Source organism: Pseudomonas sp. TMB3-21, assembly GCF_054898145.1.
Genome location: NZ_CM142718.1, coordinates 2,614,079 through 2,631,695, shown reverse-complemented (window position 1 = coordinate 2,631,695; position 17,617 = coordinate 2,614,079). Strand labels below are relative to the sequence as shown.

Below are 17,617 nucleotides of genomic sequence, written 5' to 3'. Positions count from 1 at the left end.
CAGTATGGATCCGCGCAGTGAAGTACTGCTTCGTCAGGCCGGTTTATTCCAGGGTTCGGTGTTACTCGCCGGTTTGCCCGCCGACGATTTGCTCGGGCGCCTGCCCGACGCGCATGGCTGGTGCTGGCATGCCGGCGATCAAGCGGCGCTGGACGCCCGATTCGTCGAGCGCAGCCATTTCGGCGTGACCGCACCCGAGCGCGAGTTCGACAGCGCCGTGGTCTTTCTGCCTAAATCCAAGGAGCTCACCGACTACATCCTTAACGCCCTTGCCTCGCGGCTGGCCGGTCGTGAGCTGTTCCTGGTCGGCGAAAAGCGCAGCGGCATCGAAGGCGCAGCCAAGCAACTGAGTCAGTTCGGCAAGCCGCGCAAGCTCGACAGCGCGCGCCATTGCCAGCTTTGGCAAGTGACCGTGGCCGATGCACCGCAGGCGAAATCCCTGGAAAGCCTCGCCCAGACCTACGAGTTGCCGCTGGCGGAAGGCCCGCTGACCGTCATCAGTCTGCCAGGCGTGTTCAGCCATGGTCGCCTCGACCGTGGCAGCGCGCTGTTGCTTGAACATCTGGACAAATTACCCAGTGGCCATCTACTGGACTTCGGTTGTGGCGCAGGGGTTTTGGGTGCGGCGGTTAAACGGCGCTACCCGCATAACCAGGTGACACTGCTCGACGTAGATGCGTTCGCGGCCGCCAGCAGCCGCCTGACACTGGCCGCCAATGGACTGGAAGCGGACGTGATTACCGGTGACGGAATCGACGCAGCGCCAATGGGTTTGAGTGCGATTTTGAGCAACCCGCCTTTCCATGTGGGCGTTCATACCGATTATTTTGCCACCGAGAACTTGCTGCGAAAAGCTGCTAAACATCTGAAAAACGGTGGCGAACTTCGCTTGGTTGCGAACAGTTTCCTAAAGTATCAACCGCTGATTGAAGAGCACTTGGGCATCTGCGCAATCAAGGCCGAAGGTCAGGGATTTCGGATCTACCGTGCCAAACGCGGCTGAAAAATAAGTGCTTGCCTAACAGGATTCGCCTAGGCAGAATCCGCTCCGTCCTAGGGGAGTAGTCTCCCACGAGCGCCATGCTCGTCCGGCATACGTCAACATACTTGGTCAACAGACCATGGCGTATGCGACCCCAGCGTCCGCATCAGACGGTTCGCAGGGTTTGACAAGACCTATGACACGAACACCTTACCCGGGGCGGGGAGGTCGTACGTGTCATAGCCGTGTCGACCCGCCCCTTAGGAAAACCCTGATGCTGGATTCTCTACTCGTTCCCACCGCTGTCGTTGCCTTGGCCGAAATCGGCGACAAGACGCAACTGCTCGCGCTCATTCTCGCTGCCCGCTTTCGCAAGCCTTGGCCTATCATCGCCGGCATCGTCGCCGCGACCCTGGCCAACCATGCGGCTGCCGGTGCGGTAGGCGCCTGGGTCGGTGGGTTCTTCTCGAGCGTGATGCTGCATTGGATTCTGGCGATCAGCTTCGCCGCGACGGCGCTATGGACCTTGGTGCCAGACAAGATGGATGACGACGAAGCCAGCACCGCGCGCAAGTTCGGGCCGTTTCTGACCACGCTCATTGCGTTCTTTTTTGCTGAAATTGGCGACAAGACACAGATCGCGACAGTGATGCTCGCCGCGCAATATCCGGATCTTTGGCTGGTTATTATCGGCACGACGGTCGGCATGTTGATTGCCAACGTGCCGGTGGTACTGGCGGGTAATTTTGCGGCAGAAAAATTGCCATTGACGCTGATCCGTCGACTGGCCGCCTCGGCATTCCTGATTCTGGCGATTGTCGCGGTGTACAAAGCGATGCAGAGCAGTGGTTGGGTTTGAAGCGCTAGGCCGGTAAGCCGTGTCATCGTTATTCGCGAGCAGGCTCGCCCTCACAGCTTCTCGACCGGGCTCATGATGGGTACGGCACAAAAACTGTGGGAGCGAGCCTGCTCGCGAAAGCGTCAGCAGCCTCGCCCTATGAACATCAGGACTTCGGCGCCTTCTCGTACAACGGCATCACTTTCGGAATCGCTGCCTGCAGCGAGGCAATACGACTGCTCGATGCCGGGTGAGTGCTCATGAACTCAGGCGGCGAACCTTCCGAGGCCTTGGCCATCTTGTTCCACAGGGTGATCGCCGCGTTCGGGTTGTAACCGGCGCGTGCGGCCAGTTCAAGGCCGATCAGGTCGGCTTCGTTTTCGTTGGAGCGGCTGTTCGGCAAGGTCATGCCGTAGTTGGCCACGGTGTCGGCCAGCGCCAGGCTGCTCTGACCCAGGCCGAACAAGGCACCGGCGCCCTGCTTGGCCATTTCAATTCCGTAAGCTTTGGACATCGCTTCGCGACCGTGCTCGCGCAGGGCGTGGGCGATTTCGTGGCCGAGAATGGCCGCGATCTCATCATCTGTCAGTTTCAGGCTGTCGATCAGGCCGGTATAGAAAATGATCTTGCCGCCAGGGCCGCAGTTGGCGTTGAGCTCGTCACTCTTGATCAGATTAACTTCCCATTTCCACTGAGCAGAGTCAGGACGGAAAATCGGCGCCTGGGCAATCAGTCGATTGGAGATGGCCTGTACGCGCTTGGCTTCAGTGCTGGTCTTGTCCAACACGCCCTTGCTGGTCGCCTCGCCCACAGTCTTCTGATAAGACTGAGCGTACATCTGATTGACCTCGTCCGTGGACAACATGCTGAACATGTACTGTTTGCGTTCAACGCCAACGGCGCCGCCGCTGGTGGTGTTGACCGACTGACAGCCGGCGAGCAGCAGACTTGCGCTCAGTGCACACAAAACCAATCGCTTCTTCATCAAAAAACTCCGTGGAAACCTGCCGGGTATCCTAGGCGCGGAATGATATCGGCGCCAGATACAACTGATATACAGACTTTCATTTGAGGAAAAGCTCCCCTCGCCTCAGGGAAAAATTTTCAGGTTTCACAGGCACGAATCAACCCGGAGTCAGACACTCCGGCCCATTGAGCTTCGGATCATTCACCAGATTCGCCAACACCCGCTCGCGCAACGCAGCGGGTTCACCAAACAGCAACGCCTGCAAGGTATGTAGCGGTGTTTGCGGATCAAGCCACGCTTGCTGCCCGACCTCATCAAGAATCAGCGGGCGCCGTTGATTTGATGCCGGCTGGGTAATCACCGCCGTGCTCAGCCACACCTGCTCCTGTACTGGATAGGCTTCCCAGATGGCGGCAAAAAACAACGTCGAACCCTCCCCCGGCGTCAGCCAGTAAGGGCGTTTGCGCGCAGTGCCGCGCCATTCGTAAAAACCATTGGCCGGCAGCAGGCAGCGCCGCTCGCGCAATGCCTGACGAAACATCGGCTGCTCGGCAACGGTTTCAGCGCGGGCATGGGCCGGGGTGCGCGACAAATCGGTCAGCCATGGCGGCGTTAAACCCCAACGGGCGCGGGCCAACTCGCGTGGGCCGTCAGCACCGGCTCGCAGCATCAACACCGAATCGTTGGGAGAAATGTTCCACTGGGCCTGCTGATCGGCAGGGAAGCCAGGCAGGGCCGCGAAGGCGGGGTTCCAGCGAAACAAGGCATAACGTCCACACATGGGGCAACACGACTCTTGATAAAACGAACGTCAGCCTAACAGACCAGCGTGCCGGGAAAGCTGTCCGGTTCTTCCCCGGGCAGCGGCAGCGCCGCATTGTACGCAGCGATCAGTTCGCGGGCGTAGTCAGCCTGGTCGTTTTCGACCGACAAGCCCAACAGGCCGAATATCGGCAGCTCGCCACCGCCACCGACCAGATCACGCCCGGCCAGATGCGCCTCGATGCCCTCACTGGCGAGCATCCCTTGCAGCAGCTCGCCTTCCATCAGGTTTTCCGGTTCGTAGATTCGCTGCATGGCCGCCCCTTACTCGTTTTCGCTGAACACTTCGAGATGCCATTCCTCGCCGTGCACCTGCAGCACAAACGTTATCGGCCGACAGCACACCTGGCAGTCTTCGATATAGGTCTGATCCCCCCCCGACAGGTCGACGGACGTCTCGACCCCTTCACCACAATACGGACAATCATACTGCGCAGTTTCCAGCATCGCGGTCTCCCAGGTGACTTGTGCGTATAATCGCCGGTCTATTTGCAGGGCTATTTTTGTCTGGCCCACTTTTCAGACCGTGCCCTGTTGGTTTTCGATCAAAAACCTTTACTTACCCTAGCCGTTTCTAACAAGAGAGCATGATGGGCGAATTCGATGCCATCCGACCTTACGACGACAGCGAAGTCCCAGCGGTACTGAACCGGCTGCTCGGCGACAAGGCATTTCTAGACATCCTCATTCACTTCCGCTTCCCGCGTTATGCCGGTGCCTTCGGCTGGATGCTCAAACCCCTTATAGCCCATAAGCTGCGCCGTGAGTTTGCCGGCATCACTTCGGTGGCGACTTTGCAGGACAAGGTCGAATATTACGTCGACCACACCATCGAACGCGCCACCGACGGCGTTACCTATACCGGCGTCGAGCAGTTCAAATCCGGCAGTGCCTACCTGTTCATCGCCAACCACCGCGACATCGTCATGGACCCGGCCTTCGTCAACTATGCCGTGTATCACGCCGGTTTACCGACGCCGCGTATCGCGATTGGTGACAACCTGTTGCAGAAGCCCTTCGTCAGCGACCTGATGCGTCTGAACAAGAGCTTCATCGTGCACCGCTCCATCAGTGGTCGACGCGAGAAAATGGCGGCATATCAGCTGCTGTCGGCGTACATCAACCACTCGATTCGCAACGACTGCGCTTCGATCTGGATTGCCCAGGCAGAAGGCCGGGCCAAGGATGGCGACGACCGCACCGAGTCGGCGATCCTGAAGATGTTCCACATGAGCCGCAAGGACGAGCCGTTCGGTGAAGTCATTCGCTCGCTGAACGTAACCCCGGTGTCGATCAGCTATGAATACGACCCGTGCGATCAGGCCAAAGCGCGCGAGTTGTACATCCGCGCCACCACCGGCACTTACACCAAAGTGCCAGGCGAGGATGATGTGAGCATCGCCAAGGGCATCACCGGCTACAAGGGTCGTGTGCATGTGAATTTCGCCGCGCCGATCACCGAACTGTTTGAAGACACCAAGTTGTTGGCAATCGAGATGGACAAGCAGATCCTCGGTGGATATCGCCTGTTCCCGGTGCATTACCTGGCTTACGCGCAGTGGAAAGATGCCGACCCGCAGCTGCTGGTGCCACTGGCCGCCGAGGTGTTCGAGTCGGATGAACTGGCCAAGGCGCAGGAAGAATGGCAGCGTCGCCTGGCTGAATGTCCGTCGGAACACCGTCCGTTCATGGTGCAGCAGTATGCGACGCCGGTGCGCAATCAGTATCGGGTGAAGGCGGGACTGGCGCTGTAGGTTTTGCTGGATACGACAACGGCGCCTTCGAGGCGCCGTTTTTGTCTGTCTGCACCACATCCCCTGTGGCGAGGGGACTTGTGTGCGCCTAAGGAGGTGCCGCAGGCGCGTGCTGCGTTCGGACAATCCTTTTGCTTAAAGCGGGATTCAAACCCGGGTGCTGATCCACGACACCAGCAGCGCCACGCCCAGGCAGGCAAAGCCGAAGCGGTAAAAAAACCGGTTCATGCGCAGGGTCGCCCAATCCAGCGCAGGCTCTTCACTGGGCCGACTCTGACGCTGAGCCTGAAGGCTGGCCAGTGCGCGCTGCTCACGTTGACGTGTGGCATGCAGCAGCCAACTGCCGGGAAACGCCAGAAACAGGGCGAGCAGGTTGATCAATTTGGCGGGATGGGCAGTAAACAGCGTGATCAAATGCAGCGACATCTCAAACCTCGGCAAACCCTGGGCAAGGTCGCCCGACCGGCGACCGCAGGGCGGATTCTACCGAAAGCCTGCCCGCGTGCCGTTCATTTCTGACAAAAAACAGCGAAACATCCGACAGAGTGTTGCTCTGTGTCACGGCACCGTCATCTGAATAAGCCAGTCTGGCGCCCCTCGAAAACGACACGGACATCACCATGCTGCACGCCGAAAATCAGGACCGCCTCTACCTCATCGCACAAAATGACGAACAACAGGCGTTGGTCGGCAGCCTCGCTTTCAACGTTCAGGATCGCAATTGGCTGGTCTACTGCGCACTGGGCGGGCACCAGCATGCGGATTTGCCGGAGATGGATTTGCTGACTGGGGTCAGTGTTCTCGATTTCTACTCGCAGGCCGCCTGAAACCGTATCCCTGTGGGAGCGAGCATGCTCGCGATGACGGCTCGACATTCACTATTGAAGTCGTCCGACGCGCCGCCATCGCGAGCAAGCTCACTCCCACAAAAGCCTGCCAAAACGAGCAGGCACAAAAAAGCCCGGAGCCATCACTGGCACCGGGCTTTTTGATTTCAGCGTACGATCATTCGGCGAGAACCTGACCTACCGTCGGGTCCTTGAACAGGCGAGTCAGCGCGTCGCTCAAGACATCACTCACCAGCTTGGTGTTGGTTTCCTGGTTAGGCGCCATACCGAAACGCTGGTCCAGCGAAGCGCCGTAACGGCCGCTGTAACGGCGATTGGCGTTTTGCACATCGGAGCGGAACGTCGCGCCGATGGTCGCTTCAGTCACGTACATGCCTTCTTTCGGCGACTGATACTTCAGCTCGGCGAGGGTCACGGTCAATTGCGGCGCGTTCATCGCGTTCGAGGTTGGCGTGAAGCCCAACAGGCGTACGGCTGCTTCGGCTTGCGCTTGCAGTTTCGGCAGGATCTGCGCGCCCTGCACCGTGATCGCGCTGGTTTCCGGGTACATGCCACCCCGGGTGCCCAGGGTTGGCGAAGGACGACCGTCCACCACTCTCACCACCACCGGCTGACCGCGGCCGACCGGCGCGAGTTGAGCGTTCAGCTTCGGCTCGGGATTCAGTTGTTGCGGGCTGTGGGCGCAGCCGGCCAGGGTCAAACCGGTCACAGTGATCAAACCGAACAACAGGCGTTGCAACATGCTCATCTCTCCAGAATCAGGCACTAACAGGCCGGCAGTATAGCGGTGCGCCATCGTCGCGACCTAGCGTCTCGCAACGATTGCTGAAAACTCTGACAAAGCCGGCGGGTAGCGGTTCCTGTCACACAGATGTCATCGCTCATACATGGCTGCGTCACGCGTCGCTGGCACTCTTCACAGCAATCACCCTCACACGGTATTTCGTCATGCGCTATCTCATCTCGCTGTTCGCGCCACGCCCGTTGCACCGCTGCTTCGCCCTGCTCGACCGCAACGGTCACTGCCAGGCTTTCAAGCAGTGCAGCCTCCAGCCGATGGGCGATGGCTGGGTCGAAATCGAAGAAATCCGTCTCAACTGGCTGCACCAGGCGTTGCCGCCCAGCGCACGCGTCAGCCCGCGTCGTCCACGCTCACGCGTGCAACATCTGTTGACCACCTGACCAGACGCTTAATAAAAGTCATTAAACACGTCCATTTCCCCACGTTTCTTCGCTACAATCTCCCCCCGATTATAAGGACGTCTCCTGATCGGGCCTCGCGACATCGCCAATGCGCTTGCATTGGCACCTTGTACCGCCCACAGAGAGCCGCCCACACAGATCGAGTGAAGCTGGCGCGCTTGCTGTTCCTCTGGCAAAACCTCCACTTTTCGCGAATCTGCAGAGCTGTCATTCCGCTCGGTCACTGAGCTTGTTTGCCCGTTTTTGCCTGTCATGACATCCATGTCGGCGACTCACTCGGGCACAGTGCCAGGCCTGGACAGCCCTTTTTGAGGTTCACGTCTTCAAAAGAGCGTGAAAAAAACGGGTTTTCACAACTTCACAAGAGTGTGGCGAGCAAATGAATAGTTTTGCGTCTGAACATGCACCATTAGCGTCTGAAACAGCCCAACGACACAGGACCGAGTACTCCTCGAACACCGGAGCCTGAAGCCTGTCCGCGACGGATTTGGTTGCACAAACGGATGACTCGACCATAAGTCGAATTGCCAGCCGCGCGTTGAAATGAGTTCATAGACCTCATTGACCCGGCCGGTAGCGTCCGTCGAAGTTGCGATGAATTGCGAAGATTCGGACATGGCATCACCGCCACGGCGACCTGGGGCTTCACTGACATGCCCCGAACCGCCTGGCAGCCATGCCGACAATTTGGTGCTGCAGATTTTGGAGACGCGTTAAATGGCGCATAACGAAGCAGTCGACGTAGTACTTGTTGGGGCCGGCATCATGAGTGCCACCCTGGCGGTACTGCTCAAAGAGCTCGACCCCGCGATCAAGCTGGAAGTCGTCGAGCTGATGGATTCCGGTGCTGCCGAGAGTTCCAATCCGTGGAACAACGCCGGTACTGGCCACGCCGGGCTGTGTGAGCTCAATTACACGCCGCAGGCCGCCGACGGCACCGTCGACATCAAGAAAGCCGTGCACATCAACACCCAGTTTGAAGTGTCGAAGCAGTTCTGGTCGTACCTGACCAAAAAAGGCACCTTCGGCTCGTGCAAAACCTTCATCAGCCCGGTGCCGCACCTGAGCTTCGTGCAGGGCGACGGCGGCGTTTCCTTCCTCAAGAAACGCTTCGACGTGCTGAGCAAGCACCACGCCTTTGCCGACATGGAATACACCGAAGACAAGGCGAAGATGGCCGAGTGGATGCCGCTGATGATGCCGGGCCGTCCGGCTGACGAAGTGCTGGCAGCCACCCGCGTGATCAACGGCACCGACGTCAACTTCGGCGCCCTGACCAACCAATTGCTCAAGCACCTGACCAGCGCACCCGATGCCCAGGTCAAGTACTGCAAGCGCGTGACCGGCCTTAAGCGTAACGGCAGCGGCTGGACCGTCAGCATCAAGGACGTCAACAGCGGCAACAGCCGTGAGGTCGACGCCAAATTCGTATTCCTCGGCGCAGGCGGTGCGGCACTGCCGTTGTTGCAGGCGTCAGGCATCGAAGAAAGCAAAGGCTTCGGCGGTTTCCCGATCAGCGGCCAGTGGCTGCGTTGCGACAACCCGGACGTGGTCAAACATCACCAGGCCAAGGTGTACAGCCAGGCAGCGGTCGGTTCGCCGCCCATGTCGGTGCCGCACCTCGACACCCGTGTGGTGGATGGCAAGAAGTCGCTGCTGTTTGGACCTTACGCCGGTTTCACCACCAAGTTTCTCAAGCACGGTTCGTTCATGGACCTGCCGATGTCGGTTCGCGCCGGTAACATCGGTCCGATGCTGGCCGTGGCGAAAAACAACATGGACCTGACCAAATACCTGGTCAGCGAGGTGATGCAGTCGATGGAGCAACGCCTCGATTCCCTGCGCCGTTTTTACCCGGAGGCGAAAGCCGAAGACTGGCGCCTTGAAGTGGCCGGCCAACGGGTGCAGATCATCAAGAAAGACCCGAAAAAAGGTGGCATTCTGCAGTTCGGTACCGAGCTGGTGGCGGCGAAGGACGGTACGCTGGCCGCGCTGCTCGGCGCTTCTCCGGGTGCCTCGGTAACGGTTTCGATCATGCTGGAGCTGATCGAAAAATGCTTCCCGGCCAAGACGTCCGGCGAATGGGCAACCAAGCTGGCGGAAATCTTCCCGGCGCGGGAAAAAGTCCTGGAAGCCGATGCTGCGCTGTATCGCAAGATCAACACGCAGAACAACATCGCCCTGGAACTGGTTGAAGAAAGCAGCGAAACCCCAAGTTTCGCTTGATTGAGCCCCATAAAAAACGCCCCGCTCTCATCGAGATCGGGGCGTTTTTTTATAGGTGCTGCAACAACTCTTGTGGCGAGGGAGCTTTCTCCCGGTGGGCTGCGAAGCGGCCCCAAAATGCGGCAAACGACGCAGATTTTGTGAGCGCTACGCACTCAAGCGGGAGCAAGCTCCCTCGCCACAAAGAACGGTGCGCCTGACCTTAACCGCGAGCCTTGGCAATCAGCTCGATGTACTCGGCCGCATTGCGCTGATCCTTGATCAAGGCCACGAAATCATTGCCGTGCTCATCCTTGCCATCCAGATCAAAACCGCCGGCAACAAAGAACGTCAGAAACCGCTCGAAATCATCGATACGCAGGCCACGGTACGCCTTGATCAGTTTGTGCAGCGACGGTGAAGTGGCATCGACCGGCTCGAAATCGAGGAACAATTTGATCTGCTCATCGCCGATCTCGTCACCAATCACTTGCTTCTTATCTTTACGCATTGCCGACTCCAGCTCGCAGACATTTCACGGGGCGGGCAGTTTACCCTTCACTAGCCGCCGGGCTCAACGCGAACGAACCGCACCCGTGTGCAGATCAGCCCAGATGTGGCCGTTGGCGTAGCTGAGGAACTGGCAGTACACCGTGCCGTTGCGCAACAAATCCATGACCACGCGGTATTGTGCCATCGGGTAGTTCAACGTCAGGGTTTTGCTCTTGTCGTCATAAACCGGCTTTTTCAGGCTTTTGCTTTCGCCATCGAAATTGATCACGACCTGATTGATGGTTGCGCCTTTGTTCAGGGATTTGCCCTTGAGGCGAATCAGCATCGGCGACGTAACCGGGATGGGCTGTTGATTGGACTGGCGCTGACTGCCGACCACCACCGAATATTCGGTGACCTGCAGCAGCTGTTGCTGCTCGGGGTCGGCATCGCGAAGGGTCTGGTCATCCGGCGGCAGGAACTGCGCGTGCATCGGCGCAGGCGCGGCGGCCAGGGGCAGACTGAGGGTGAGCAACAAGGCGGCGCAGCTGCGGATCAAGAAACGCATGAAAGGCTCCGGGGGGCGGGGCCGAGCACTTTATCACGGGCAGGCATGAATCAATGTGGGAGCGAGCCTGCTCGCGATGGACTTCAACGATGACGCGAGCTGTCTGGATGCAAGCGGCAGCTGGACGTTCATCGCGAGCAGGCTCGCTCCTACAGGGGTGATTTTAATCGAACTGAGCACGCATCCAGGCTTGGTACTCGGCAACGCCCGGCTGGCCTTCCCGCGGCGCCCAGTCAGCGAGTTCGCCATCACCCACCGGTCGGTAAGGCCCGGCCTTGCATTCGAACATCACGGTGTCAGCCTCCAGCACCACCAGGCCGTGGAACACACCCGTTGGCAGGTCAACGCCAATGCACTCGCCGCCAGCCTGCAGGATCTGCTGTTTAACCACCGCACCGGACTCGTCGAAAATCAACAAGCCCAGTCGCCCTTTGACCACCAGCAACGTCTCGGCCTTGTGCTCCCCCAAATGGCGGTGCGGCGGAATATAGGTGCTGGGTTGCAGCCCTACCGCCATGCGATGACAGGCATCGTCCATCTGATGGAAATTGTGATGCTGACGCCCACGAGGACTGGCCGTCGCTTTCTCGGCCAATTCGCTGAACAGGGTTTGATCAAGAAAGCTCGGCACGGTCATTTCTTACATTCCTTTAACGGCGAAAATGCCGTTGGCGTTACGCCAGTAGCCTTTGTAATCCATGCCATATCCGAAGATGTAGCGGTCGATGCACGGCAACCCGACGAAATCGGCCTTGAGGTCCGGACGCGCCTTGCGCTCGTGATCCTTGTCGATCAGCACGGCGGTGTGCACTTTGCGCGCACCGGCGTGTTTGCAGAAGTCGATGATCGCGCCCAGGGTGTGGCCTTCGTCGAGGATGTCGTCAATGATCAGCACGTCGCGATCAATGAACGAAACTTCCGGCTTGGCTTTCCAGAACAGGTCGCCGCCGCTGGTTTCGTTACGGTAACGGGTCGCGTGCAGATAAGACGCTTCCAGCGGGAAGTGCAGATGAGTCAGCAGCTTGCCAGCGAAAATCAGCCCGCCGTTCATCACACAGAAAACCACCGGATTGCTGTCAGCCAGTTGTTCGTTGATGTGCGCACCGACGCGGGCGATGGCCGCCTCGACTTCAGCTTCGGTGTACAGGCAGTCAGCCTCTCGCATGACTTGACGGATATGCTCGAGATCAGCGGACATGGCGCTCTCCGGGGTTGAGGAATCAGGAAAAGCGGGCAAAGGTACGCATCCCGCGCGGTCAGATCAAGGGTTTGTGGACTAACGTACTCTGTGTCTATAGGACAACACCCTCGGATAGATTAATCTAGGCCGGTTTTTTTGCCCGCCGCCGGAGCCTTTCCCATGCCCATCCTCGAGATCCGCCACCCGCTGATCCGCCATAAACTCGGCCTGATGCGCCGTGCAGACATCAGCACCAAGAATTTCCGCGAGCTCGCTCAGGAAGTCGGAGCTCTGCTCACCTACGAAGCCACCAAAGACTTGCCGCTGGAAGCCTACGACATCGAAGGCTGGTGCGGCACTGTGTCGGTCGAGAAAATCGCCGGCAAGAAAATTACCGTGGTGCCGATTCTGCGTGCCGGTATCGGCATGCTCGAAGGCGTACTCAGCCTGATCCCGGGCGCCAAAGTCAGCGCCGTCGGCGTGGCCCGCAACGAAGAAACCCTGCAGGCCCACACCTATCTGGAAAAACTGGTCCCGGAAATCAACGAACGTCTGGCGATGATCATAGACCCGATGCTCGCCACTGGCAGTTCCATGGTCGCCACCATCGACCTGCTGAAAAAGGCCGGTTGCCGCGACATCCGCGCGATGGTCCTGGTCGCTGCGCCGGAAGGCATCGCGGCTGTAGCGAAGGCGCACCCGGACGTGACCATCTACACGGCCTCCATCGATGAACGCCTCAACGAACACGGTTACATCATTCCAGGCCTGGGCGACGCCGGTGACAAGATCTTCGGCACCAAGCAGAAGGACGCTTGAGCATGCAGGATGAGTTCAACGATCCGCTCTGGCGTACGGTGCTGTCCGGCGCCCAGATGCTGTTCGTGGCGTTCGGCGCCCTGGTGTTGATGCCGCTGATTACCGGCCTCGACCCCAACGTGGCGCTGTTTACTGCAGGTCTGGGAACGATTCTGTTCCAGATCATCACCGGCCGTCAGGTGCCGGTGTTTCTGGCGTCGAGCTTTGCCTTTATCACCCCGATCATTCTCGCCAAGGGCCAGTTCGGCCTCGCCGCGACCATGGGCGGTGTGATGGCTGCCGGTTTCGTCTACACATTCCTCGGTCTGGCCGTGAAAGTTAAAGGCACCGGTTTCATCGACCGCCTGCTGCCACCCGTGGTGATTGGGCCGGTGATCATCTCGATCGGCCTGGCCATGGCGCCGATTGCCGCGAACATGGCGATGGGTAAGGCGGGCGACGGTACCGAGCTGATTCCTTACCAGACAGCCATGCTGATCTCGATGCCAGCGCTGCTGACCACGCTGATCGTCGCGGTGTTCGGCAAAGGGATTTTCCGTCTGGTGCCGATTATCTCCGGCGTACTCGTAGGGTTTGGGATGGCCTTCTACTTCGGCGTCGTCGATACCGCGAAGATCGCTGCTGCACCGTGGTTCGCGATTCCGGCATTCACCGCGCCGGAATTCAACTGGCAGGCGATTCTGTTCATCGTGCCAGTGGCCCTGGCGCCAGCGATCGAGCACATCGGCGGAGTGATCGCTGTCGGCAGCGTGACCGGTCGCGATTACCTGAAGAAGCCAGGCCTGCATCGCACCCTGCTCGGTGACGGTGTCGCCACCACCGCTGCCGGTCTGTTTGGCGGTCCGCCGAACACCACATACGCCGAAGTCACCGGCGCGGTGATGCTGACCAAGAACTACAACCCGAAGATCATGACCTGGGCGGCGATTTTCGCTATCAGCCTGGCGTTCGTCGGCAAATTCGGCGCATTGCTGCAGAGCATCCCGGTGCCGGTGATGGGCGGGATTCTGTGCCTGCTGTTCGGCTCGATTGCAGCGGTGGGCATGAACACGCTGATCCGCCACAAGATCGATCTGGGCGAAGCGCGCAACCTGGTGATTGTCTCGGTGACACTGGTTTTCGGTATTGGCGGTGTGCTGGTCGGCACGGGCACGGGCCCGGACGACTGGGGCCTGAAAGGCATCGCGTTGTGCGCGGTGACGGCGATTGCGCTGAATCTTTTGTTGCCGGGCAATGATGGCTGGAAGCATAAGAAGCCGGAGGACCCGTTGTTGTAATCCCTTTGGCAATTCGCAATCTGCCAGATAGCTTCGCGAGCAGGCTCACTCCTACATTGACCTTTGGTGTGCACACCGAAAGCCAGTGTAGGAGTGAGCCTGCTCGCGATACTTTTACAGCGCCAACGGCGCCCTTTCGCACAATGTGCTCAGCGCCTTTGCCCACTGCGGGTCATCGTTCAGGCACGGTATAAGCAGCAATTCCTCGCCCCCTGCTTCAACAAACTGCTCTTTGCCGCGATCGCCAATTTCTTCCAGCGTCTCGATGCAATCGGCCACAAACGCCGGGCACATCACCAGGACTTTTCTCACACCCATCCCCGCCAGTTCATCAAGGCGCGCTTCGGTGTAAGGTTCGATCCACTTCGCCCGCCCCAAACGTGACTGAAACGACACCGACCATTTATCGTCCGGCAAGCCCATGCGCTTGGCGAACTCCGACGCGGTGCGCAGGCACTGCGCGCGGTAACAGGTGGCGAGCACCTGCGGCGGAGCGTTCTTGCAGCAATCCTGGTCTTTGAAGCAGTGCTGACCCGTCGGGTCGAGCTTGGTCAGGTGCCGCTCTGGCAGGCCGTGAAAGCTCAAGAGCAAATGATCGTAATCCTGCTGCAAATGCGGTCTCGCACTGGCCACCAGTGCATCAAGGTATTCCGGCTGATCGTAAAACGGCTGAAGAATCGAGAACTGCACATCGAGATTTTTCTCGCGCACCACCCGCCGCGCTTCTTCGATCACTGTGGTCACGGTGCTGTCGGCAAACTGCGGATACAGCGGCGCAAGGGTGATTCTCTTGTGGCCCTGTGCAACCAGTTGCAGCAACTTCGTTTCAATCGACGGCTCGCCGTAGCGCATCGCCAACTCCACCGGCCCGTGAGTCCACTGCGACGTCATCGCCTGCTGCAAGCGACGGCTGAGCACCACCAGCGGCGAGCCCTCCTCCCACCAGATCGACTCGTAGGCATGGGCTGACTGCTGCGGGCGCTTGATCAGGATCAGCGACACCAGCAAGCGGCGCACCGGCCACGGCAAGTCGATCACATACGGGTCCATCAGAAATTGATTGAGGTAACTTCGCACGTCCGCCACCGACGTGGAGGCAGGCGAGCCCAGGTTAACCAGAAGCAATGCGTGATCAGTCATGCAACGTCCTATTTCAAAGGCGGCTGGACAAGTCGTCCAGGGCCGCGCGCAATTCGGTGAACTGGAAAGTGAATCCCGCTTCCAGCAAGCGTGCCGGCATGGCCTTCTGGCCGCCGAGCAGCAGCAACGACATCTCGCCCAGTAACACTTTCAGTGCCAGGGTCGGCATCGGCATGAACGTCGGGCGGTGCAGCACACTGCCAAGCGTCTTGGCGAAATCGCGATTGCGCACCGGGTTTGGCGCGCAAGCATTATAAGGACCGCTGGCGGCATTTCGTTGCAGCAGAAAATCAATCAGGGCGATTTGATCCTTGATATGAATCCACGGCATCCACTGCCGACCATTGCCCAACGGCCCGCCCATGCCCAGTTTGAACGGCAGCAACAGCCTCGACAAAAAGCCGCCGTCGGCCGACAGCACCAGCCCGGTGCGCACCAGTACCACGCGAATGCCCATGGCTTCGGCGCGTTGCGCGGTTTCTTCCCAGGCAATGCACAGCTGACTGGCGAAATCATCGATCACCGGCGGCGATTCTTCGCTCAACTCACGCTCGCCGCCATCGCCATACCAGCCTATCGCCGAACCCGAGATCAGCACCTGGGGTTTCTGCGCACGACGTTCGAGCCAGGCCAGCATCGTCTCGGTCAGTGTGATGCGACTGCTCCAGAGCAAGGCTTTGCGCCGGGTTGTCCAGGGACGGTCGGCTATAGGTGCGCCGGCCAGATTGACGATGGCGTCCAGCGTGTCCTGACCCATGTCTTCAAACAGCGCAATACCGCGCACCCCGGCACCGCAAATGGCCGCGACTTTTTCCGGTGAACGGCTGAGAACCGTCAACCGATGGCCCTGACTCAGCCAGTGTTTGCAAAGCTGACGTCCTATCAAACCAGTACCGCCGGTCAGCAATATGTGCATGACTTCTTCCTCGCGTGGCGTTTTACCGTGATCACTAGTCTATTTTTATAAGCAGGGATCTTTGGTATCGGGCAGGCTCTGTGATTAACCATAGGCCAAGCTGTCAGAACGAGAACGCTAAAAGTTATACCAAAAAACAATATTGTACAGGTTTCATCCACGGCGTAGTCTGTACAGAAAGGTAAACGAGGCCCCTATGACTGTACCTATCGCAATCATTGGCACCGGCATCGCCGGGCTTTCCGCCGCCCAGGCGCTAACGGACGCCGGGCATGTCGTTCAACTTTTCGATAAAAGCCGTGGCAGCGGCGGTCGCATGTCGAGCAAGCGCAGCGATGCGGGTGCGCTGGACATGGGGGCACAATATTTCACTGCACGTGACCGGCGTTTTGTCACGGAAGTTACGCGCTGGCAGTCCGAGGGCTGGGTTGCCGAATGGACGCCGCAGCTGTACACCTTCCACGGCGGTCAACTGAGCCTGTCGCCGGACGAGCAGACTCGCTGGGTCGGAACGCCGCGCATGAGTGCAATCACTCGGGGCCTGCTGGGTAATCTCGAAGTGCAATTCGCCTGCCGGATCACCGAGGTCTATCGCGGTGAAAATTATTGGCATCTGCAGGATGCCGAAGGTTTCACTCACGGGCCGTTCAGTCATGTCGTCATTGCGACGCCGGCACCGCAAGCCACTGCCTTGCTGGCCAGCGCGCCAAAACTCGCCGGCGCTGCTGCCGGGGTGAAAATGGACCCTACCTGGGCCGTCGCGCTGGCTTTTGAGACACCACTTGAGACACCCATGGAAGGTTGCTTCGTGCAGGACAGTCCGCTCGACTGGCTGGCTCGCAACCGCAGCAAGCCCGGACGCGACACGACGCTGGATACTTGGGTATTGCATGCCAGCAGCGCCTGGAGCCGCCAGCATATCGACCTGTCCAGGGAAGCGGTGATCGAGCAATTGCACGGTGCCTTCGCCGAACTGCTGCACGACGCCATGCCCGCACCGACCTTCAGCCTCGCCCATCGCTGGCTTTACGCACGTCCCGCCACCAGCCACGAATGGGGCACCCTGGCCGACGCCGATCTGGGTCTGTATGCCTGCGGCGACTGGTGCTCGTCGGGTCGCGTCGAGGGCGCCTGGCTCAGTGGTCAGGAAGCCGCTCGCCGCCTGCACGAACATTTGCAATGAACCGCATCAGTCCAGACAAACTGCTGCTGTCGAAGTGGACAGCAGCCCATCCGCAAAATCGTGAAAAGCACTTTCTGGTAACCGAGCTGTTCCGCGACGAGGAAGGCACGGTGGTGGACGTGGAATTGCAGGCCGTGTTGACCAAGCGCAGTGAACGACTTGATTGGCGGTCGCTGAAAAACAGCGACGCGTGGACCCTTGGCTGGAATTAAATTTTTGTAGAAGCCAGCTTGCTGGCGAAGCAGACAGCGCGTTTTTGCCAGAGATACCGCATTCCGTTCATCGCCAGCAAGCCGGCTCCTACGAGGATGTGTTTGGAGATGAGCCGACAATTGACAGCGTAAAACCTATACAAATAATTTGACTTGTACACCTTTGAATCTATGATTAAGCATTCTTGTACAGATATTGAGATCTGTAGAG

At 59.0% G+C, this 17,617-nt stretch carries 22 protein-coding genes and 1 riboswitch; of the genes, 10 read left to right on the top strand and 12 right to left on the bottom strand.

Translation table 11 applies throughout. The features are described 5' to 3' along the window. Window positions 1-4 precede the first annotated feature (4 nt). Both ACYZTS_RS12190 and ACYZTS_RS12185 read left to right on the top strand, forming a co-directional pair. Entirely contained in the window at window positions 5-1,003 is a 999-nt protein-coding gene (locus ACYZTS_RS12190) for a methyltransferase (protein ID WP_461996116.1), read from the top strand. Between the two features lie 40 nt (window positions 1,004-1,043). Further along, a riboswitch (yybP-ykoY riboswitch) is annotated at window positions 1,044-1,168 on the top strand. A gap of 88 nt (window positions 1,169-1,256) precedes the next feature. After that, window positions 1,257-1,841: a TMEM165/GDT1 family protein gene (locus ACYZTS_RS12185; RefSeq protein ID WP_028622671.1), complete on the top strand. Its 585-nt coding sequence runs from the start codon at window positions 1,257-1,259 to the stop codon at window positions 1,839-1,841. Window positions 1,842-1,986: 145 nt separating this feature from the next. On the opposite strand, the gene ACYZTS_RS12180 is transcribed toward ACYZTS_RS12185, so the two are convergent. From ACYZTS_RS12180 to ACYZTS_RS12165, 4 genes are all read right to left on the bottom strand, one after another. Next, window positions 1,987-2,805 carry a M48 family metallopeptidase gene (locus tag ACYZTS_RS12180; RefSeq protein WP_461996114.1) on the bottom strand — a complete coding sequence of 273 codons (819 nt, stop codon included), beginning with the start codon at window positions 2,803-2,805 and terminating at the stop codon, window positions 1,987-1,989. A 139-nt stretch (window positions 2,806-2,944) separates the two neighbouring features. Further along, window positions 2,945-3,568, bottom strand: coding sequence for an SOS response-associated peptidase (locus tag ACYZTS_RS12175; protein ID WP_028622673.1), 624 nt, complete (start codon window positions 3,566-3,568; stop codon window positions 2,945-2,947). Between the two features lie 35 nt (window positions 3,569-3,603). After that, window positions 3,604-3,864, bottom strand: coding sequence for a putative signal transducing protein (locus tag ACYZTS_RS12170; protein ID WP_461996112.1), 261 nt, complete (start codon window positions 3,862-3,864; stop codon window positions 3,604-3,606). A gap of 9 nt (window positions 3,865-3,873) precedes the next feature. Further along, entirely contained in the window at window positions 3,874-4,056 is a 183-nt protein-coding gene (locus ACYZTS_RS12165; RefSeq protein ID WP_461996110.1) for a CPXCG motif-containing cysteine-rich protein, read from the bottom strand. Between the two features lie 143 nt (window positions 4,057-4,199). Here ACYZTS_RS12165 and ACYZTS_RS12160 point away from each other — a divergent pair, with 143 nt between their 5' ends. Then, window positions 4,200-5,363: a 1-acyl-sn-glycerol-3-phosphate acyltransferase gene (locus tag ACYZTS_RS12160; protein WP_028622676.1), complete on the top strand. Its 1,164-nt coding sequence runs from the start codon at window positions 4,200-4,202 to the stop codon at window positions 5,361-5,363. Between the two features lie 147 nt (window positions 5,364-5,510). Here ACYZTS_RS12160 and ACYZTS_RS12155 read toward each other — a convergent pair whose 3' ends face one another. After that, window positions 5,511-5,789: a hypothetical protein gene (locus ACYZTS_RS12155; protein ID WP_028622677.1), complete on the bottom strand. Its 279-nt coding sequence runs from the start codon at window positions 5,787-5,789 to the stop codon at window positions 5,511-5,513. A 194-nt stretch (window positions 5,790-5,983) separates the two neighbouring features. Between ACYZTS_RS12155 and ACYZTS_RS12150 the strand changes: the two genes are divergently transcribed. Beyond that, on the top strand, window positions 5,984-6,190 hold the full coding sequence (locus tag ACYZTS_RS12150) for a hypothetical protein (protein ID WP_028622678.1): 207 nt from the start codon (window positions 5,984-5,986) through the stop codon (window positions 6,188-6,190). 178 nt (window positions 6,191-6,368) lie between these two features. Here the strand turns inward: ACYZTS_RS12150 and ACYZTS_RS12145 are convergent, their stop codons facing one another. Further along, window positions 6,369-6,953 (bottom strand): YajG family lipoprotein, encoded by a 585-nt coding sequence (locus ACYZTS_RS12145; RefSeq protein ID WP_028622679.1) that lies wholly within the window; start codon window positions 6,951-6,953, stop codon window positions 6,369-6,371. 206 nt (window positions 6,954-7,159) lie between these two features. Here ACYZTS_RS12145 and ACYZTS_RS12140 point away from each other — a divergent pair, with 206 nt between their 5' ends. Both ACYZTS_RS12140 and mqo read left to right on the top strand, forming a co-directional pair. Next, window positions 7,160-7,393, top strand: a complete 234-nt coding sequence (locus ACYZTS_RS12140; RefSeq protein WP_028622680.1) for a hypothetical protein — start codon at window positions 7,160-7,162, stop codon at window positions 7,391-7,393. A 738-nt stretch (window positions 7,394-8,131) separates the two neighbouring features. Beyond that, on the top strand, window positions 8,132-9,640 hold the full coding sequence (gene mqo / locus ACYZTS_RS12135) for a malate dehydrogenase (quinone) (protein WP_461996106.1): 1,509 nt from the start codon (window positions 8,132-8,134) through the stop codon (window positions 9,638-9,640). A 202-nt stretch (window positions 9,641-9,842) separates the two neighbouring features. Here the strand turns inward: mqo and ACYZTS_RS12130 are convergent, their stop codons facing one another. From ACYZTS_RS12130 to ACYZTS_RS12115, 4 genes are all read right to left on the bottom strand, one after another. Beyond that, window positions 9,843-10,130, bottom strand: a complete 288-nt coding sequence (locus tag ACYZTS_RS12130) for a PA4642 family protein (RefSeq protein ID WP_028620509.1) — start codon at window positions 10,128-10,130, stop codon at window positions 9,843-9,845. 63 nt (window positions 10,131-10,193) lie between these two features. After that, complete coding sequence (locus tag ACYZTS_RS12125; protein ID WP_461996104.1) at window positions 10,194-10,679, bottom strand: hypothetical protein; 486 nt, start codon at window positions 10,677-10,679, stop codon at window positions 10,194-10,196. 163 nt (window positions 10,680-10,842) lie between these two features. Then, window positions 10,843-11,316, bottom strand: coding sequence for a WbuC family cupin fold metalloprotein (locus ACYZTS_RS12120; protein ID WP_461996102.1), 474 nt, complete (start codon window positions 11,314-11,316; stop codon window positions 10,843-10,845). 3 nt (window positions 11,317-11,319) lie between these two features. Next, the gene (locus tag ACYZTS_RS12115) at window positions 11,320-11,877 is read right to left on the bottom strand and encodes a hypoxanthine-guanine phosphoribosyltransferase (RefSeq protein ID WP_028620506.1); all 558 of its coding nucleotides are present in this window, start codon (window positions 11,875-11,877) and stop codon (window positions 11,320-11,322) included. Between the two features lie 162 nt (window positions 11,878-12,039). Between ACYZTS_RS12115 and upp the strand changes: the two genes are divergently transcribed. Together upp and ACYZTS_RS12105 are read left to right on the top strand one after the other, a co-directional pair. Next, a complete protein-coding gene (gene upp / locus ACYZTS_RS12110) occupies window positions 12,040-12,678 on the top strand; it encodes a uracil phosphoribosyltransferase (RefSeq protein ID WP_028620505.1) in 639 nt (212 codons plus the stop codon). Between the two features lie 2 nt (window positions 12,679-12,680). Further along, a complete protein-coding gene (locus tag ACYZTS_RS12105; protein WP_461996099.1) occupies window positions 12,681-13,955 on the top strand; it encodes a uracil-xanthine permease family protein in 1,275 nt (424 codons plus the stop codon). Window positions 13,956-14,069: 114 nt separating this feature from the next. On the opposite strand, the gene hemH is transcribed toward ACYZTS_RS12105, so the two are convergent. After that, a complete protein-coding gene (hemH, locus tag ACYZTS_RS12100; protein ID WP_461996097.1) occupies window positions 14,070-15,095 on the bottom strand; it encodes a ferrochelatase in 1,026 nt (341 codons plus the stop codon). A 13-nt stretch (window positions 15,096-15,108) separates the two neighbouring features. Further along, window positions 15,109-16,011 (bottom strand): TIGR01777 family oxidoreductase, encoded by a 903-nt coding sequence (locus ACYZTS_RS12095; RefSeq protein WP_461996095.1) that lies wholly within the window; start codon window positions 16,009-16,011, stop codon window positions 15,109-15,111. 196 nt (window positions 16,012-16,207) lie between these two features. Here ACYZTS_RS12095 and ACYZTS_RS12090 point away from each other — a divergent pair, with 196 nt between their 5' ends. Continuing rightward, complete coding sequence (locus tag ACYZTS_RS12090) at window positions 16,208-17,194, top strand: NAD(P)/FAD-dependent oxidoreductase (RefSeq protein ID WP_028620501.1); 987 nt, start codon at window positions 16,208-16,210, stop codon at window positions 17,192-17,194. Beyond that, window positions 17,191-17,406 (top strand): TIGR02450 family Trp-rich protein, encoded by a 216-nt coding sequence (locus ACYZTS_RS12085; protein ID WP_028620500.1) that lies wholly within the window; start codon window positions 17,191-17,193, stop codon window positions 17,404-17,406. The genes ACYZTS_RS12090 and ACYZTS_RS12085 overlap by 4 nt, the downstream gene beginning before the upstream one ends. The last annotated feature ends 211 nt before the right edge of the window (window positions 17,407-17,617 follow it).

Bases quoted from the DNA above. Each gene is read 5' to 3' on its own strand.
- ACYZTS_RS12190 (WP_461996116.1), top strand. From the start codon at position 5: ATGGATCCGCGCAGTGAAGTACTGCTTCGTCAGGCCGGTTTATTCCAG.
- ACYZTS_RS12185 (WP_028622671.1), top strand. From the start codon at position 1,257: ATGCTGGATTCTCTACTCGTTCCCACCGCTGTCGTTGCCTTGGCCGAA.
- ACYZTS_RS12180 (WP_461996114.1), bottom strand. From the start codon at position 2,805: ATGAAGAAGCGATTGGTTTTGTGTGCACTGAGCGCAAGTCTGCTGCTC.
- ACYZTS_RS12175 (WP_028622673.1), bottom strand. From the start codon at position 3,568: ATGTGTGGACGTTATGCCTTGTTTCGCTGGAACCCCGCCTTCGCGGCC.
- ACYZTS_RS12170 (WP_461996112.1), bottom strand. From the start codon at position 3,864: ATGCAGCGAATCTACGAACCGGAAAACCTGATGGAAGGCGAGCTGCTG.
- ACYZTS_RS12165 (WP_461996110.1), bottom strand. From the start codon at position 4,056: ATGCTGGAAACTGCGCAGTATGATTGTCCGTATTGTGGTGAAGGGGTC.
- ACYZTS_RS12160 (WP_028622676.1), top strand. From the start codon at position 4,200: ATGGGCGAATTCGATGCCATCCGACCTTACGACGACAGCGAAGTCCCA.
- ACYZTS_RS12155 (WP_028622677.1), bottom strand. From the start codon at position 5,789: ATGTCGCTGCATTTGATCACGCTGTTTACTGCCCATCCCGCCAAATTG.
- ACYZTS_RS12150 (WP_028622678.1), top strand. From the start codon at position 5,984: ATGCTGCACGCCGAAAATCAGGACCGCCTCTACCTCATCGCACAAAAT.
- ACYZTS_RS12145 (WP_028622679.1), bottom strand. From the start codon at position 6,953: ATGTTGCAACGCCTGTTGTTCGGTTTGATCACTGTGACCGGTTTGACC.
- ACYZTS_RS12140 (WP_028622680.1), top strand. From the start codon at position 7,160: ATGCGCTATCTCATCTCGCTGTTCGCGCCACGCCCGTTGCACCGCTGC.
- mqo (WP_461996106.1), top strand. From the start codon at position 8,132: ATGGCGCATAACGAAGCAGTCGACGTAGTACTTGTTGGGGCCGGCATC.
- ACYZTS_RS12130 (WP_028620509.1), bottom strand. From the start codon at position 10,130: ATGCGTAAAGATAAGAAGCAAGTGATTGGTGACGAGATCGGCGATGAG.
- ACYZTS_RS12125 (WP_461996104.1), bottom strand. From the start codon at position 10,679: ATGCGTTTCTTGATCCGCAGCTGCGCCGCCTTGTTGCTCACCCTCAGT.
- ACYZTS_RS12120 (WP_461996102.1), bottom strand. From the start codon at position 11,316: ATGACCGTGCCGAGCTTTCTTGATCAAACCCTGTTCAGCGAATTGGCC.
- ACYZTS_RS12115 (WP_028620506.1), bottom strand. From the start codon at position 11,877: ATGTCCGCTGATCTCGAGCATATCCGTCAAGTCATGCGAGAGGCTGAC.
- upp (WP_028620505.1), top strand. From the start codon at position 12,040: ATGCCCATCCTCGAGATCCGCCACCCGCTGATCCGCCATAAACTCGGC.
- ACYZTS_RS12105 (WP_461996099.1), top strand. From the start codon at position 12,681: ATGCAGGATGAGTTCAACGATCCGCTCTGGCGTACGGTGCTGTCCGGC.
- hemH (WP_461996097.1), bottom strand. From the start codon at position 15,095: ATGACTGATCACGCATTGCTTCTGGTTAACCTGGGCTCGCCTGCCTCC.
- ACYZTS_RS12095 (WP_461996095.1), bottom strand. From the start codon at position 16,011: ATGCACATATTGCTGACCGGCGGTACTGGTTTGATAGGACGTCAGCTT.
- ACYZTS_RS12090 (WP_028620501.1), top strand. From the start codon at position 16,208: ATGACTGTACCTATCGCAATCATTGGCACCGGCATCGCCGGGCTTTCC.
- ACYZTS_RS12085 (WP_028620500.1), top strand. From the start codon at position 17,191: ATGAACCGCATCAGTCCAGACAAACTGCTGCTGTCGAAGTGGACAGCA.